Consider the following 14,626-nt stretch of genomic DNA (forward strand, 5'->3'; position numbering starts at 1 on the left):
CCGGCCCGGCCTTCGGCCGCACCGACGTGACCGACCTCGACCACGACCTGACCCGCCAGCACACCGGCGAGCCGCTCGGCGAGCGGATCACCGTCACCGGCCGGGTGCTCGACCGCGCCGGACGGCCCGTCACCGGACAGCTGGTGGAGATCTGGCAGGCCAATGCGGCCGGCCGCTACGCCCACCAGCGCGACCAGCACCCGGCACCGCTGGACCCCAACTTCACCGGCGTCGGCCGCTGTCTGACCGACGACCGGGGCCACTACCGCTTCACCACCGTCAAACCCGGCGCCTACCCCTGGGGCAACCACACCAACGCCTGGCGCCCCGCGCACATCCACTTCTCGCTGTTCGGCACCGCGTTCACCCAGCGCCTGGTCACCCAGCTCTACTTCCCGGGCGACCCGCTGCTGCCGTACGACCCGATCCTGCAGTCCGTCACCGACCTCGACGCCCGCACCCGTCTGGTCGCCGGGTACGACCACGGGCTGTCCGTGCCCGAGTGGTCGCTCGGCTACCGCTGGGACATCGTCCTGGACGGACCCGGCGCCACCCCGTTCGAGGAAGGCCGCTGATGCTCCCGCCCACTCCCTCGCAGACCGTCGGCCCCTTCTACGGCTACGCGCTGCCCTTCCCCGGCGGCCCCGAGCCCGCACCCGCCGGGCACCCCGAGGCCCTGACCGTCCACGGCACCGTGTACGACGGCGCGGGCGAGCCGGTCCCCGACGCCCTGCTGGAACTCTGGCAGCCCGCCCCGGACGGCAGCCGCACCGGCGCTCCGGGCTCGCTGCGCCGCGACCCGACCACCGGCGGCTTCGCCGGGCGCGACGGGGTGACCTTCACCGGCTTCGCCCGCGTCGCCACCGACGCCGACGGCCGCTGGGCCGTACGGACCCTGCCGCCCGGCGGGGTGCCCTACCTGTCGCTGTGCGTCTTCGCCCGCGGGCTGCTGCACCACCTGTACACCCGGATCTACCTGCCCGGTCCGGCCACCGACGCCGACCCGCTGCTCGCCGCGCTCGCCCCGGAGCGCCGCACCACCCTGCTCGCCCACGAGACCACCCCCCGCAGCCACCGCTTCGACGTGCGGCTGCAGGGCCCCGAGGAGACGGTCTTCCTTGACTTCGGCTGACGACTCCGACGGCGCGGACCTCGGTCTGCTCTCCCCCGTCCGGGCCGGTACGGCGGTCGAGGCCGCCACCGGTGACCGGGCGTTCCTTCAAGCGCTGCTCGACGCCGAGGCCGCCCTGACCCGGGCCCAGGCCCGCCTGGGCCAGGCGCCGGCGGAGGCCGCCGCGACCGTGACCGCCACAGCCCGCGCCGAGCGCTTCGACCTGCGCGGCCTCGCCCGGCGCGCCAGGGCGGGCGGCAACCCGGTGATCCCCCTGGCCGCCGACCTCACCTCGGCCGTCCCCACCGAGGCGGCGCCGTACGTCCACCGGGGGGCCACCAGCCAGGACGTCCTGGACACCGCCACCATGCTGGTCACCGCCCGCTGCCTGCCGGTGATCACCGCCGACCTGCACAGGACCGCCGACCTCCTCGGCCGGCTCGCCGCCGCGCACCGGCTGACCCCGATGGCCGGCCGCACCCTCACCCAGCACGCCGTCCCGACCACCTTCGGGCTCAAGGCGGCCGGCTGGCGCGGCCTCGTGCTGGACGCCGCCGACCGCCTCGCCGCCGTCCGGACACCCGCCCAACTCGGCGGCGCGGCCGGCACCCTGGCGGCCTTCGACGCCCCGGACGGGCCCGCCCTGATCGCCGCATACGCCCGCGAACTCGGCCTGGCGGAGCCGGAGTTGCCCTGGCACACGCTGCGCACCCCGATCGCCGACCTGGCCGCCGCACTGGCCTTCACCACGGCCGCGCTCGGCAAACTCGCCGCCGACGTCCTCGTGCTGAGCCGCACCGAGATCGGCGAGCTCGCCGAGGGCCGGGGCGGCGGCTCCTCCGCGCTGCCGCACAAGGCCAACCCGGTGGCGGCCACCCTGATCGCCGCCGCCGCCCGGCAGGCCCCGCCCCTGGCCGCCGTCCTGATCGGCGCGCTCGCCGCCGAGGACGAGCGCCCGGCCGGCGCCTGGCACGCCGAGTGGCAGCCGCTGCGCGAACTGCTCCGGCTGGCCGGCGGAGCCGGCGCGCAGGCCGTCCGGCTCTGCGAGGGCCTGCGGGTGTTCCCGGACCGAATGGGCGACAACCTGCGCCTCACCCGCGGCCTGGTGGCCGGCGAGCGCCTGGTCGGCGAGCTCGCCGCGCTGATCGGCCGCGGCCCGGCCAGGCGCCTCCTGGAGCGCGCCGCCCGCCTGGCCACCGACGAGGAGTCCGACCTCGCCGAGGTGCTGGCGAAGGAACCCGCCCTGCACGGACTGATCAGTGCCGACCGGCTGCACGAACTCACCGACCCCGCCCGGTACCTCGGCGCCGCCGGGGCGCTCACCGACCGCGCCCTGCTACGCCGCCCCGCTCCCCCTGTCCAGGAGAACCCCTCGTGACCGTACGCCTGCACCACCGGACCGACGGGCCGCCGGACGCCCCGGTGCTGGTCCTCGGCCCCTCGCTCGGCACCTCCCTCTCCGTGTGGGACGCCCAACTGCCCGCGCTGGCCCGCCACCACCGGGTGGTCCGCTTCGACCTGCCCGGCCACGGCGGCACCCCGGCGGACGTCCTGCCCGGCCACCGGGCCGCCACCGTCGCCGACCTGGCGGACCTCGTCCTCGCCCTCGCCGACCACCTCGGCGTGCGGCGCTTCGGCTACGCGGGCGTCTCGCTCGGCGGCGCGATCGGCGCCCACCTGGCCGCGCACCACCCCGAGCGGGTCACCGCCCTCGCCCTGGTCTGCTCCTCGGCCCGGTTCGGTCCGGCCGCCGACTGGCGCGAACGCGCCGAACTGGTCCTGGCCGAGGGCACCGAAGCGCTTGCCGCGACCGTGCCCGCCCGGTGGTTCACCCCGGCCTTCGTCGACTCCCCGACCGCCGCGGCGCTGGTGGCGGACCTCCGCCGCACGGACCGCCGCGGATACGCCGCCTGCTGCGAGGCGCTCGCCGGGTACGACCTGCGCGCCGAACTCGCCCGCATCACCGCACCGACCCTGGTGATCGGCGGCCGCCGCGACCCGGCCACACCGTCGGCGCACGCCAGGGAGCTCGCCGACGGCATCCCCGACGCCGGACTGCTGGAACTCGCCGACGCGGCCCACCTCGCCCCGGTCGAACAGCCCGAGGCCGTCCTCGCCGCACTGCTGGGCCACTTCAGCACCCCCGACGACGACCGGTCCCGGCACCGCGCGGGCACCGCCGTACGCCGGCAGGTGCTGGGAGACGCCCATGTGGACCGGGCCGTCGCCCGGACCACCGACTTCACCGCCGCGTTCCAGGACTTCATCACCCGCTACGCCTGGGGCGAGATCTGGACCCGCCCCGGCCTCGACCGGCGCACCCGCAGCTGCGTCACGCTCACCGCCCTCACCGCCCGCGGCCACCTGGAGGAACTGGCGCTGCACGTCCGTGCCGCCGTCCGCAACGGCCTCACTCCCGAGGAGATCGGCGAGGTCCTGCTGCAGACCGCCGTCTACTGCGGGGTGCCGGCCGCCAACGCGGCCTTCGCCACCGCCCAGAGCGTCCTCGCGGACCTCGCCGACTCCGGCTCCGGCTCCCCCGATCACTGACCACTGACCGCTGACCACCGGAAGGCACACCCCCATGCGCACCAGCGTCGGCATCATCGGCGCCGGCCCGGCCGGACTCCTGTTCTCCCACCTGCTCCACACCCAGGGCATCGACAACGTCGTCCTGGAACTGCGCGACCGCGGCTACGTCGAGCGCCGCCAACGCGCCGGCATCCTCGAACAGGCCACCGTCGACGTGCTGCGCGCCTCCGGCGCCGGCGAGCGGATGGACCGCCAGGGCCTGCCGCACCACGGCATCGAACTGCGCTTCGACCGCCGCTCGCACCGGATCGACTTCCCCTCGCTCACCGACGGCCGGTCCGTGATGGTCTACGCGCAGACGGAGGTGGTCAAGGACCTCATCGCGCTGCGCGAGGCGGCCGGAGGCACCGTGCTGTTCGAGGCCGAGGCGCTCTCCGTCGACGGGACCGACACCGCCGCACCGAGCATCCGCTACCGGCACGAAGGCGCCGAGCACACCCTCGACTGCGAGCTCGTGGTCGCCTGCGACGGTTTCCACGGCATCGGCCGCCGGGCGCTTCCCGAGGGCCTGCTGACCGTCAGCGAGCGGACGTACCCGTTCTCCTGGCTGGGCATCCTGGCCGACGTCCCGCCGTCCTGCGAGGAGCTGATCTACGCCCACCACGAGCGCGGCTTCGCCCTCCACAGCATGCGTTCCCCGCAGGTCAGCCGGCTCTACCTCCAGGTGGACCCGGACGACACGGTGGAGGACTGGCCCGACGAACGGGTCTGGGAGGAGCTCGACACCCGCTTCGCGGTGGACGCCGACTGGCACCTCGCCCGCGGCCCGATCACCGAGAAGGGGATCACCCCGATGCGCAGCTTCGTCGCCGAACCCATGCGCCACGGAAGGCTGTTCCTGGCCGGCGACGCCGCCCACATCGTCCCGCCCACCGGCGCCAAGGGCCTCAACCTCGCGGTCGCCGACGTCACCCTGCTGGCCCGGGCGATCGGCCGCTGGGCCCTCGACCGGGACGAGTCGCTGCTCGACGCCTACTCAGAGACGGCGCTGCGCCGGGTCTGGCGGGCCGAGCACTTCTCCTACACCATGACCACCCTGCTCCACCCCGCGCCGGGCGAGAGCGGGTTCGACCGTCGGCTCCGGCTCTCCCACCTGCGCTACCTGACCTCCTCCCCGGCCGGCGCCGCCACGCTGGCGGAGAACTACACCGGGCTGCCGGTCTGACCCGAGCACCCCGAAGGGGCGGCTGCCACGGCAGCCGCCCCTTCGGGGTTCCGGCGTCAGGCGTGGAAGCGGTAGACGGCCTGGGCCACGCAGGCGGGCTTGGCGGATCCGTCGATCTCCACGGTGAGGTCGACCACGACCTCCACGCCGCCGCCCCGGGCGTCCTCGACCGAGACGATCGCGCCGTGCGCGCGGATCCTCGCGCCGACCGGCACCGGGGCGGGGAAACGGACCTTGTTGAGGCCGTAGTTGACGGCCATCGAGACACCCTCGACCACCAGCAGCTCGCTCCAGAGCGGGATGAGCAGCGACAGGGTGAGGTAGCCGTGCGCGATGGTGCCGCCGAACGGGCCGCTCCTGGCCCGCTCGACGTCGGTGTGGATCCACTGGTGGTCGTCGGTGGCGTCGGCGAACAGGTCGACCCGCGGCTGGGCGATCTCCCGCCAGGCGGTGTACCCGAGGTCGGCGCCGGCCTGCGCCCTGATCTCCTCGATGCCGTGGACGGTGGTGGACATGCGGGGCTCCTTCGGAGTTTCGTGGGGATCAGTCGGAGAACTGCGCCCGGATCGGGCCCTTGAGCAGCTTTCCGGTCGCGTTGCGCGGCAGCGCGGGCGCGAGGACGACGGACTTGGGGATCTTGTAGCGGGCCAGCCGTCCGTCCAGGTGGGCGAGCAGCTCGACGGAATCGGCGGCAGCGCCCGGCCGCAGCACGACGACGGCGCGCCCGACCTCGCCCCAGACCGGGTCGGCCACCCCGATGACGGCGCACTCGGCGACAGCGGGGTGTTCCAGCAGGGCGTCCTCCACCTCGGCCGGGTAGATGTTCTCCCCGCCCGAGATGATCACGTCCTTGACCCGGTCGACCAGGCGGACGTAGCCCTCGGCATCGGCCACCGCGATGTCGCCCGAGCGGAACCAGCCGCCCTCGTGGAAAGCCTCCGCAGTGCCGTCGGGCAGGTTCCAGTACCCGGGGGTCACGTTGGGCCCGGCGACCAGCACCTCCCCCTCCGCACCCGGTCCGGCCTCCTCACCGAGCGGGTCGACCAGCCTGACGTCGGTGAAGAAGTGCGGCACCCCGGCCGTTCCGGCGTGGGCCTGCGCGTCCGCGCGGTGCAGGATCAGCACGCCGGGCGAGGCCTCCGTCATGCCGTAGCCCTGGACGAACGCGAGGCCCCGGTCGAGGTAGGTGCGCGCCGTGCGGGCGGGAACCGGCGCGCCGCCGCACAGCAGGTTCCGCAGACTGGACAGGTCCGCCTGCGGCCAGCCCGGCGCGCCGGCCACCGCGTCGTACATGGTCGGCACACCGAACAGGCAGGTGACGCGGTGGCGTTCGATCAGCTCCAGTGTCCGGCCCGCGTCGAACGCCGACTCCAGGACCACGGTGCCGCCCTTGAGCAGCACCGGCAGGCAGCTCATGTTGAGCGCGCCGGTGTGGAACAACGGCGCGCTGACCAGGGCGACCTCGTCGCTCGCGAGGTCGGTGTCCACCAGGACGTTGAGGCTGTTCCAGAGGATGTTGCCGTGGGTGAGGACGGCACCTTTGGCCCGGCCGGTGGTGCCCGAGGTGTACATGATCAGACAGGGGTCGTCGGGGCCGACCTCCTCGTCGATCGATTCCTCGGGCGCGGTGGCGAGCGTCGCCTCGTAGGTCTCGCCCTCGGCTCGCCAGACCTCCACACCGTCGGCCAGCAGCCGCACGACCTCCGGCCGCTGACCGACGGTCAACAGCAGGGAGCTCCCGGAATCGGCCAGCTGGTAGCGGAGTTCGGGCACCGCGAGGCGGGTGTTGAGCGGCACGAGGACGGCGCCCAGCAGGCCGGCCGCGAACAGCGCCTCGAGGTAGGCGGGGTGGTTCGGGCCGAGGAACGCCACCCGGTCGCCGCGCCGGACACCGGCCCGACGCAGCGCGTGTGCCAGCCGGGTGCAGCGATCGTCCAGCCGGGCGTAGTCGGCGGTCGCGCCCTCGTGGACCAGCGCGGTGCGCCGGGGCGTGCGGCGGGCGCGGCGGGCGGGCCAGGACCCGATGCCGTGGTTGCGCACGGGTGCGCGCATGGTCGCCCTCACTTCCCGTCGAGGCCGAGCAGCCGGGCGGCGTTCTCCTTGAGGATCTTCGGGCGGACCTCGTCCTTGACCGGCAGCCCGGCGAAGTCGGCGAGCCAGCGGTCCGGGGAGATCAGCGGGTAGTCCGAGCCGAACAGCACCTTGTCCTTGAGCAGGCTGTTGGCGTATCGCACGAGCTGCGGCGGGAAGTACTTGGGGGACCAGCCGGAGAGGTCGATGTACACCTGCGGCTTGTGGGTGGCCACCGCCAGCGCCTCGTCCTGCCAGGGGAAGGAGGGATGGGCGAGGATGATCCGCATCCCGGGGAAGTCGGCGGCGACGTCGTCCACGTCCATCGGGTTGGAGTACTTCAGCCGGATGCCGCCGCCCCCGGGCGCGCCCGCGCCGATCCCGGTCTGGCCGGTGTGGAAGACGGCGATCGCGTCGGCCTCCTCGATCGCCTCGTACAGCGGGTAGGCGAGCCGGTCGTTGGGGTGGAAGGCCTGGATGTTCGGGTGGAACTTGAAGCCCTTGACCCCGAACTCCTCGACCAGGCTGCGGATCTGGCGGACCGCGGCCTTCCCCTTGTACGGGTCCACCCCGGCGAACGGGATGATCACGTCGGGGTGCTCCAGTGCCGCCTCGGCGATCTCCTCGTTCGGCACCGGCGGGGTGCCGGTGGCGGACTCGGCGTCCACGGTGAAGACGACGCAGGCCATCCGCCGCTCCCGGTAGTGGGTGGCGATCTCCGGCAGGGTGGGGTGGCGGTGCCCGGCCTTGAAGTAGGCGCCCGCCGCGCCGTCCAGCTCAGCCGACAGGGAGGCCGCGCCCTCGGCGGAGACCTCGGCGTGGGTGTGCACGTCGATCGCGACGAGCTCGTCGATGTTCATCCCGGTGCCCCTCACAGCTGCGGCGCCGGGATGCCGTAGGTCTGCTGCGCGCGCCCGACCGATACCGGCCAGGCGGCGGCGATGGCCTCCGCGCTCCAGCCTCCGTCGGCGTAGGCGACCGCGACCTCCGCCGGGTGCGACCACAGGGCGAGCTTGTCGCCGCCGATGCCGATGCACTGGCCGGTGATCGCGCCGGAGGCCTCGGAGGCGAGGAAGGCGACCAGCCCGGCCACGTCCTCGGGGGTACCGAAGCCCTCGCCCTTGCGCAGGCCGTCCGGGAACGGCGTGCCGTGCTGCTCCAGGGCCTCGATGTGCGGGGCGAAGGCCGGGACGGTCCTGGTCATGGCGGTCGCGGCGACCGGGATGACGGCGTTGGCGGTGATGCCGGCCCGGGCCAGCTCCATCGCCCAGGTGCGCACCATGGCGGCGATCCCGGCCTTGGCGGCGGCGTAGTTGGTCTGGCCGAAGTTGCCGCGCTGCCCGGCCGGGGAGCCGGCCACGATGATCCGGCCGCCCTCGCCCTGCTCCCGCATCCGTTCGACGGCGGCGCGCACGCAGGTGAAGGTGCCGCGCAGGTGGACCTGGACCACGGTGTCGAAGTCCTCGTCGGTCATCTTCCAGAGCACCCTGTCGCGCAGCACCCCGGCGTTGGTGACCATCGCGTCCAGCCGTCCGAAGTTGTCCACCGCGCAGGCGACCAGCGCCTCGGCGGCCTCGGCGGTGCCGACCGGGACGGCCAGCGAGGCCGCCCGGCCGCCCGCGTCGGCGATCAGTTTGACGGCGTCGGCGGCGGCCTGCGGGTCGACGTCGTTGACGACCACCGAGGCGCCGGCGGCGGACAGCGCCCTGGCGTAGGCGAGGCCGAGGCCGCGTCCGCTGCCGGTGACGACGGCCACCCTGCCGGATAGGTCGATGCGATCCATGGCAAGTCCTTTCGCCCGGCCGGGGCGGAGGCGCGTGTTCGCGACCAGGCATCGCCACCGGCGGCTGATGAAGAAAGTAGGCAGAATTCTTTCGACGGTCAACAGACTGCCGAATATTGCCGCTGGCTACGCTGTTGCCCCGGCCCCAGCTGTTGCCCCGGCCCGCCCGAAACACCAGGAGGAAGACCGTGCCCGCCGACCAGGACACCGCCACACCGCGACCGCAGTCCCTGATGCTGAGCTTCTTCGGCATCCACGTGCTCGGCCGGGACGTCGCCCTGTCCTCCGGCGGCGTGATCGACGCCTTCGCCCGGGTCCGGGTCAGCGAGGAGGCCGTCCGCTCGACCCTCACCCGCATGGTGAACCGGGGCCTGCTGGAACGTCACCGCCGGGGCCGGAAGACGTACTTCGGCCTGACCGGCCGTGCCAAGGCCGTGCTCACCGACGGCCAGGACCGGATCTGGCGCACCGGCGCCGTCAACCGGGAGTGGGACGGCAGTTGGACGGTCGTCGGCTTCTCCCTCCCCGACGCCTGGCGGCGGGAGCGCCACGACCTGCGCTCCCGGCTGGCCTGGGGCGGCTTCGCCCCGCTACAGGCCGGCCTGTGGGCAGCACCCGGCCAGGTGGACGTGCCCGGCCTCGTCGACGGGCTGGGGCTGGAGGGCCACCTGCGGGTCTTCCACGGCCGGACCGCCGCCCCCACCGACGCCGGCGACCTGCTCGCCGCCTTCGACGTCCCGGCGATCGCCCAGGGCTACCACGGCTTCCTGGACCGCTGGAGCGGCTCCGCTCCGGCCGTAGCCGCCGAGGACGACCTGGCTCGCCAACTGCTGCTGCACACCGACTGGTTGGACCTGGTCCGGAGCGATCCGCACCTGCCGGCCGAGCACCTGCCCACCGACTGGCCCGCCGAGGCGGCCGAGCGGCTGTTCCACACGCTGGCGCACCGCTACCAGCCGGGCGCCGAGGCGATCGCGACCGAGGTCCTGGACCGGATCGAGCTCCCGCCCGCCGGCGAGCCTTATGTCAACACCATTGACGTTGGACCTGGCGGGGAGGTCTGATGGCGGCATTCGGAGGCCCCGACCCTCCATGCACCGAAGGAGCCACCGCCATGGCCGACCCCGTCCGCGCCCTCCGGGACGCCCAGCCCGTACCGTTCTGGCTCGACGACCCCCGCCGGCCCGCGGCCGCCTCCGCCCTGGTCGGGGACGTGCGCTGCGACCTGCTCGTGGTGGGCGGCGGCTACAGCGGGCTGTGGACCGCGCTCATCGCCAAGGAGCGCGACCCCTCGCTCGACGTCGTCCTGATCGAAGCGCAGGAGACCGGCTGGGCCGCCTCCGGCCGCAACGGCGGCTTCTGCGAGGCCAGCCTCACCCACGGCCTCGCCAACGGGTACCAGCGCTGGCCCGACGAGCTCGACACCCTGGAGCGGCTCGGCGCCGCCAACCTCCAGGCCATGGAGGAGACCGTCGAGCGCCACGGCATCGACTGCGACTGGGAGCGCTCCGGCTCCCTCGTCGTCGCCACCGAGCCCTACCAGCTCGACGGCCTGCACGAGTTCGCCGAACTCGCCGCCCACTACGGCAGCCGGCTCGACGTCCTGGACGGCGCGGCCGTCCGCGCCGAGATCGACTCCCCCACCTTCCTCGGCGCCCTCTGGGACCGCGAGGGCGTCGCCATGCTCAACCCCGCCCGCCTCGCCTGGGGCCTCAAGCAGGCCTGCCTCGACCAGGGCGTGCGAATCTTCGAACACACCCGCGCGACCGGCCTGGACGGCTCCCCGCGCGGAATCACCGTCCGCACCCCGTACGGCCGCATCGGCGCCCGCCGCGTGGCGCTCGCCACCAACGCCTTCCCCTCGCTGCTGCGCCGCCACCGCCCGTACACCGTGCCGGTCTACGACTACGCGCTGATGACCGAGCCGCTGACCGAGGCGCAGCTCGCCTCGGTCGGCTGGCGGAACCGCCAGGGCTTCTCCGACAGCGCCAACCACTTCCACTACGTCCGGCTCTCCGCCGACAACCGCATCCTGTTCGGCGGCTACGACGTCGTCCACCAGTTCCGCGGCCGGGTACGGGCCGAGCGCGACCAGCGGCCGGAGACCTTCGCCACCCTCGCCCGGCACTTCTTCCGGACCTTCCCCCAGCTGGAGGGCCTCCGGTTCAGCCACGCCTGGGGCGGTGCGATCGACACCTGCACCCGGTTCAGCGCCTTCTTCGACCTCTCCCACGACGGCCGGGTCGCCTACGCCGCCGGGTTCACCGGCCTGGGCGTCGGCGCCACGCGTTTCGGCGCCGAGGTGATGCTCGACCTCCTGGCCGGTGCCCGCACCGAACGCACCGCCCTGGAGATGGTCCGCCGCAAGCCCCTGCCCTTCCCGCCCGAGCCCGCCCGCTCGATCGGCATCGGCATCACCCAGTGGGCCCTCACCCGGGCCGACGCCAACGCCGGCCACCGCAACCTCTGGCTGCGCACCCTGGACCGCTTCGGCCTCGGCTTCGACAGCTGACGCCCACTCCGCCGGGGTCGATCGCTGGACAGCGGACGCCGCGCGGGAGGCGGTCGCCCTCCTCCTCGGCATCGGCGACCGAGCACCGGCCCCACTCCCTGCGCGCTCAGGGCGGTCCGTCGAGCACGCCGGCCATCAACTCCGCGAGCGCCAAGCCGTGTTCGTAGGCCAGGGGCGCCAGCTCCGGCGGCGGAACGTACCCCTCCGGCACGGCCGCGTACGCCCGGGCCATCCGCGCCCGGTAGGCGTCGGCCAACGCGCCCCCTGAATCCACCCCTGCGGGACACCGAACGTCATCTTCCGGCCAAATGTCTAGACCTTTGCGAGGGCGAAGCATCAGACGGGTAGTCAGAGCATCACCCCCACAAGACAGTTGGAGACCCCATGGCCATTCGCTTGCCCTGCCGCCCCCTGGTCCTCACGTTGTTGCTGTCCCTGGCCGCGGCCGGTTGCAGTTCGGGCAGCGGAAGTTCCGGGGCCGACGGAAAGCTGACGGTGTGGCTGGCCGTGGAAGCCCAGGAGACCTGGCCGCAGCTGGTCCGGTCCACCAACGACCGCTTCGCCAAGGAGCACCCCGGGGTCCGGGTCGACGTCCAGTACCAGCAGTGGACGACGAAGAACCAGAAGCTGGACGCCGTCCTCGCCGGGAAGGGCGTGCCCGACGTGGTGGAGATGGGCAACAGCGAGACCACCAACTACATCGTCAACGGCGCCTTCGCCCCGCTCGACCCGGCCCGCTTCGACCAGTCGGACGCCTGGCTGCCGGCGCTCGCCGACGCCTGCCGCAACGACGGCAGGACCTACTGCGTGCCCTACTACGTCGGAGCCCGGGTCGGCCTCTACCGCACCGACTACTTCACCCGGGCCGGCGTCCCCGGCGCCCCCAGGACGTACCCCGAGCTCATCTCCGCGTTCGACAAGTTGAAGAGCACCTTCGGCTCCCAGGACCCGAACTTCTCCGCCCTCTACATGCCCGGCCGCTACTGGTACGCGGCCATGGCCTTCGTGAAGGACGCGGGCGGCGAGATCGCGGTGAAGGACGGAGACCGCTGGAAGGCCTCGCTGTCCTCGCCGAAGTCCGTGGCCGGGCTCACGGAGTGGAAGCGGCTGATCGACACCTACTACGTCGGCGACCGCGCCAAGGACAACGGGGACCAGCCGGGCGTCGTCGCCCAGGGCCGGGTGGGCGTCTTCTACGGCAACACCTGGGAGGCCGACTACGCCGCCGACGAACACTCCGGCGGGGACCCGAAGTTGAAGGACAAGTTCGCCACCTTCCCGTTCCCCGGCCCGTCCGGAAAACTCCTGCCGCCGTTCCTCGGCGGCTCCACCCTGGCCGTGCCGGCCAAGTCCACGCGCAAGGACCTCGCCGCCGACTGGATCAGGATGTTCACCGACCGGGAGTCGCAGAAGACGCTGATCGCCGTGAACACGCTGCCCAACAACACCACCCAGCTGGCCGAGGTCGCCGCCGGCGGCATCAACGGTCCGGCTGCCCAGGCCGCCGCGACCGGGGGCTGGATGACCCCGTTCGCACCCGGCTGGACGTCCGTGGAGAAGTCCAACGTCCTGCCCGAGATGCTCGAACGGATCGCCAACGGCAAGCAGTCCGTGCAGGACGCCACGCGCGAGGCGGACCGGCGGATCGACGAAGTGATCAATGAGCGCTGACCGGGGACGGCGACGGCGTCCGCTGCTGCCGTACCTGCTGATCGGCCCCACCGTCCTCGCGCTCGTCCTGGTGCTCGGCTACCCGCTCGTGGACATGGTCGTGCTCGCCTTCCAGGACATGACCCGCGAGCAGCTGTTCAGCGGCGCGGCGCCGCCCTGGGCCGGGCTCGACCAGTTCCGCAGGATCCTCGGTGACGGGTTCTTCTGGACGGTGGTGGCCCGTACGGTGCTCTTCACCGCCGTGTGCGTCGCCCTCACCGTGCTCTGCGGGCTGTTCACCGCCCGGTTGATGCACCGGGTCTCCCCGTGGGTACGCGCCGTCATCGCCGGGGTGCTGGTCACCGTGTGGGCGATGCCCGTCATGGTCGCCGCGTCGATCTTCCGCTGGCTCTTCGACGCCGACTACGGCGTGGTGAACTGGCTGCTCTCGAACCTGCCGGGGGTCGACCTGGCCCGCCACAACTGGTTCACCGACCCCTGGCAGGGGTTCGCCGTCATCGTCGCCGTCGTGGTGTGGGGCTCGCTGCCGTTCGCCGCCATCACCCTGCGGGCCGCGCTGACCCAGGTCCCGCCCGAGCTGGAGGAGTCCGCCGTCCTCGACGGGGCCCGGCCGCTCCAGCTCTTCCGGCACGTCACCCTGCCGGTGATCAAACCGGTCCTGATCATGGTCACCACCCTGTCGGCCATCTGGGACTTCGGCGTCTTCAACCAGATCTGGCTCATGCGCGGCGGTCAGCCCGAGCGGGAGTACTACCTGCTGGGCGTTTACTCCTTCATCGAGTCCTTCGCCGTGAACCGGTACAGCGCCGGGGCCGCGATCGCGCTCGTGACCGTCGTGCTGCTGCTCGCCGGATCGGTCGTCCACCTGCGTCAGATGCTCAGGACGGGAGAGATCGAATGAGACGACGGCAGTCGCCGGGCCACGACCTCCTCGGGCTGCTCGTCGCCGCGGTGATCGGCTTCCCCGTCTACTGGATGGTGCTCACCGCGTTCCGGCCGGCCACCGAGATCCTGAGCCTGCCACCGAAGTTCTGGCCGGGCCGGCCCACGCTCGACAACTTCGCCCGGGCCCTGGGCACCGAGACCTTCTGGGCCAATGTCCGCTCCAGTGTCGTCATCGGCCTCGGCACCGTCCTGGTGTCGCTGGTCGTCGGCGTCCTCGCCGCCTTCGCCCTCGCCCGCTTCCGCTTCGCGGGCCGCAAGGCCTTCGTCGTGGTGATCCTCATCGTCCAGATGGTCCCGCTGACGGCCCTGATCATCCCGGTGTACCTGCTGCTGAACGACGTCGGGATGACCGACAGCCTCATCGGCGTGATCCTGACCTACCTGGTGTTCACCCTGCCGTTCACGGTCTGGATGCTGCGCGGCTTCATCGCCGGCGTCCCCGTGGAACTCGAAGAGGCGGCCATGGTCGACGGCTGCGGCCGCCTCGGCGCGTTCCGTCGGGTGGTGCTCCCGCTGCTCGCGCCCGGCATCGTCGCCACCTCGGTCTTCGCCCTCGTCCAGGCGTGGAACGAGTACGTCCTCGTCTACGTCCTCCTGTCGAGTGCGAAGAAGCAGACCATCAGCATCTGGCTGGTCTCCTTCCAGACCAGTTTCGGAACCGACTACGGCGGTCTCATGGCCGGTGCCACGCTGACCGCCCTGCCCGTCGTGGTCTTCTTCCTCGTCGTCCAGCGCAGGATCGCCTCCGGCCTCGCCGTCGGCGCGGTCAAGGGCTGA

The 14,626-nt window shown here is 73.0% G+C and carries 15 protein-coding genes; 10 read left to right on the top strand and 5 right to left on the bottom strand.

Annotated elements, in window-relative coordinates:
• The 5 genes from pcaH to J0670_RS02800 all read left to right on the top strand — a co-directional run.
• On the top strand, positions 1 to 575 hold a 575-nt coding region (gene pcaH / locus J0670_RS02780; RefSeq protein WP_207809222.1), incomplete at its 5' end, for a protocatechuate 3,4-dioxygenase subunit beta.
• Entirely contained in the window at positions 575 to 1,132 is a 558-nt protein-coding gene (pcaG, locus tag J0670_RS02785) for a protocatechuate 3,4-dioxygenase subunit alpha (protein WP_207809223.1), read from the top strand. The genes pcaH and pcaG, both read left to right, overlap by 1 nt.
• The gene (gene pcaB / locus J0670_RS02790) at positions 1,119 to 2,489 is read left to right on the top strand and encodes a 3-carboxy-cis,cis-muconate cycloisomerase (protein ID WP_207809225.1); all 1,371 of its coding nucleotides are present in this window, start codon (positions 1,119 to 1,121) and stop codon (positions 2,487 to 2,489) included. Before pcaG ends, pcaB begins: the two co-directional genes overlap by 14 nt.
• A complete protein-coding gene (gene pcaD / locus J0670_RS02795; RefSeq protein ID WP_207809227.1) occupies positions 2,486 to 3,661 on the top strand; it encodes a 3-oxoadipate enol-lactonase in 1,176 nt (391 codons plus the stop codon). The genes pcaB and pcaD overlap by 4 nt, the downstream gene beginning before the upstream one ends.
• A 34-nt stretch (positions 3,662 to 3,695) precedes the next feature.
• On the top strand, positions 3,696 to 4,868 hold the full coding sequence (locus J0670_RS02800) for a 4-hydroxybenzoate 3-monooxygenase (RefSeq protein ID WP_207809229.1): 1,173 nt from the start codon (positions 3,696 to 3,698) through the stop codon (positions 4,866 to 4,868).
• Between the two features lie 56 nt (positions 4,869 to 4,924).
• Here the strand turns inward: J0670_RS02800 and J0670_RS02805 are convergent, their stop codons facing one another.
• The 4 genes from J0670_RS02805 to J0670_RS02820 are packed head-to-tail and all read right to left on the bottom strand — an operon-like array spanning position 4,925 to position 8,721.
• The gene (locus J0670_RS02805; RefSeq protein ID WP_207809231.1) at positions 4,925 to 5,383 is read right to left on the bottom strand and encodes a MaoC family dehydratase; all 459 of its coding nucleotides are present in this window, start codon (positions 5,381 to 5,383) and stop codon (positions 4,925 to 4,927) included.
• A 28-nt stretch (positions 5,384 to 5,411) separates the two neighbouring features.
• On the bottom strand, positions 5,412 to 6,908 hold the full coding sequence (locus tag J0670_RS02810; protein ID WP_207809258.1) for a long-chain fatty acid--CoA ligase: 1,497 nt from the start codon (positions 6,906 to 6,908) through the stop codon (positions 5,412 to 5,414).
• 20 nt (positions 6,909 to 6,928) lie between these two features.
• Positions 6,929 to 7,798, bottom strand: coding sequence for an amidohydrolase family protein (locus J0670_RS02815; protein ID WP_207809232.1), 870 nt, complete (start codon positions 7,796 to 7,798; stop codon positions 6,929 to 6,931).
• Between the two features lie 11 nt (positions 7,799 to 7,809).
• Entirely contained in the window at positions 7,810 to 8,721 is a 912-nt protein-coding gene (locus J0670_RS02820) for an SDR family NAD(P)-dependent oxidoreductase (RefSeq protein ID WP_243436434.1), read from the bottom strand.
• A 188-nt stretch (positions 8,722 to 8,909) separates the two neighbouring features.
• Here J0670_RS02820 and J0670_RS02825 point away from each other — a divergent pair, with 188 nt between their 5' ends.
• Together J0670_RS02825 and J0670_RS02830 are read left to right on the top strand one after the other, a co-directional pair.
• Positions 8,910 to 9,785: a PaaX family transcriptional regulator C-terminal domain-containing protein gene (locus J0670_RS02825; protein WP_307806353.1), complete on the top strand. Its 876-nt coding sequence runs from the start codon at positions 8,910 to 8,912 to the stop codon at positions 9,783 to 9,785.
• A 50-nt stretch (positions 9,786 to 9,835) separates the two neighbouring features.
• Positions 9,836 to 11,233, top strand: a complete 1,398-nt coding sequence (locus J0670_RS02830) for an FAD-binding oxidoreductase (protein WP_207809234.1) — start codon at positions 9,836 to 9,838, stop codon at positions 11,231 to 11,233.
• A 106-nt stretch (positions 11,234 to 11,339) separates the two neighbouring features.
• Here the strand turns inward: J0670_RS02830 and J0670_RS02835 are convergent, their stop codons facing one another.
• Positions 11,340 to 11,489 carry a hypothetical protein gene (locus J0670_RS02835; RefSeq protein ID WP_207809236.1) on the bottom strand — a complete coding sequence of 50 codons (150 nt, stop codon included), beginning with the start codon at positions 11,487 to 11,489 and terminating at the stop codon, positions 11,340 to 11,342.
• 128 nt (positions 11,490 to 11,617) lie between these two features.
• Between J0670_RS02835 and J0670_RS02840 the strand changes: the two genes are divergently transcribed.
• The 3 genes from J0670_RS02840 to J0670_RS02850 are packed head-to-tail and all read left to right on the top strand — an operon-like array spanning position 11,618 to position 14,626.
• A complete protein-coding gene (locus tag J0670_RS02840) occupies positions 11,618 to 12,904 on the top strand; it encodes an extracellular solute-binding protein (RefSeq protein WP_207809237.1) in 1,287 nt (428 codons plus the stop codon).
• Positions 12,894 to 13,805 carry a carbohydrate ABC transporter permease gene (locus tag J0670_RS02845; RefSeq protein ID WP_207809239.1) on the top strand — a complete coding sequence of 304 codons (912 nt, stop codon included), beginning with the start codon at positions 12,894 to 12,896 and terminating at the stop codon, positions 13,803 to 13,805. The genes J0670_RS02840 and J0670_RS02845 overlap by 11 nt, the downstream gene beginning before the upstream one ends.
• Positions 13,802 to 14,626, top strand: coding sequence for a carbohydrate ABC transporter permease (locus tag J0670_RS02850; RefSeq protein WP_207809241.1), 825 nt, complete (start codon positions 13,802 to 13,804; stop codon positions 14,624 to 14,626). Before J0670_RS02845 ends, J0670_RS02850 begins: the two co-directional genes overlap by 4 nt.

It is taken from the genome of Streptomyces sp. FH025, assembly GCF_017427025.1.
Lineage (GTDB): Bacteria > Actinomycetota > Actinomycetes > Streptomycetales > Streptomycetaceae > Kitasatospora.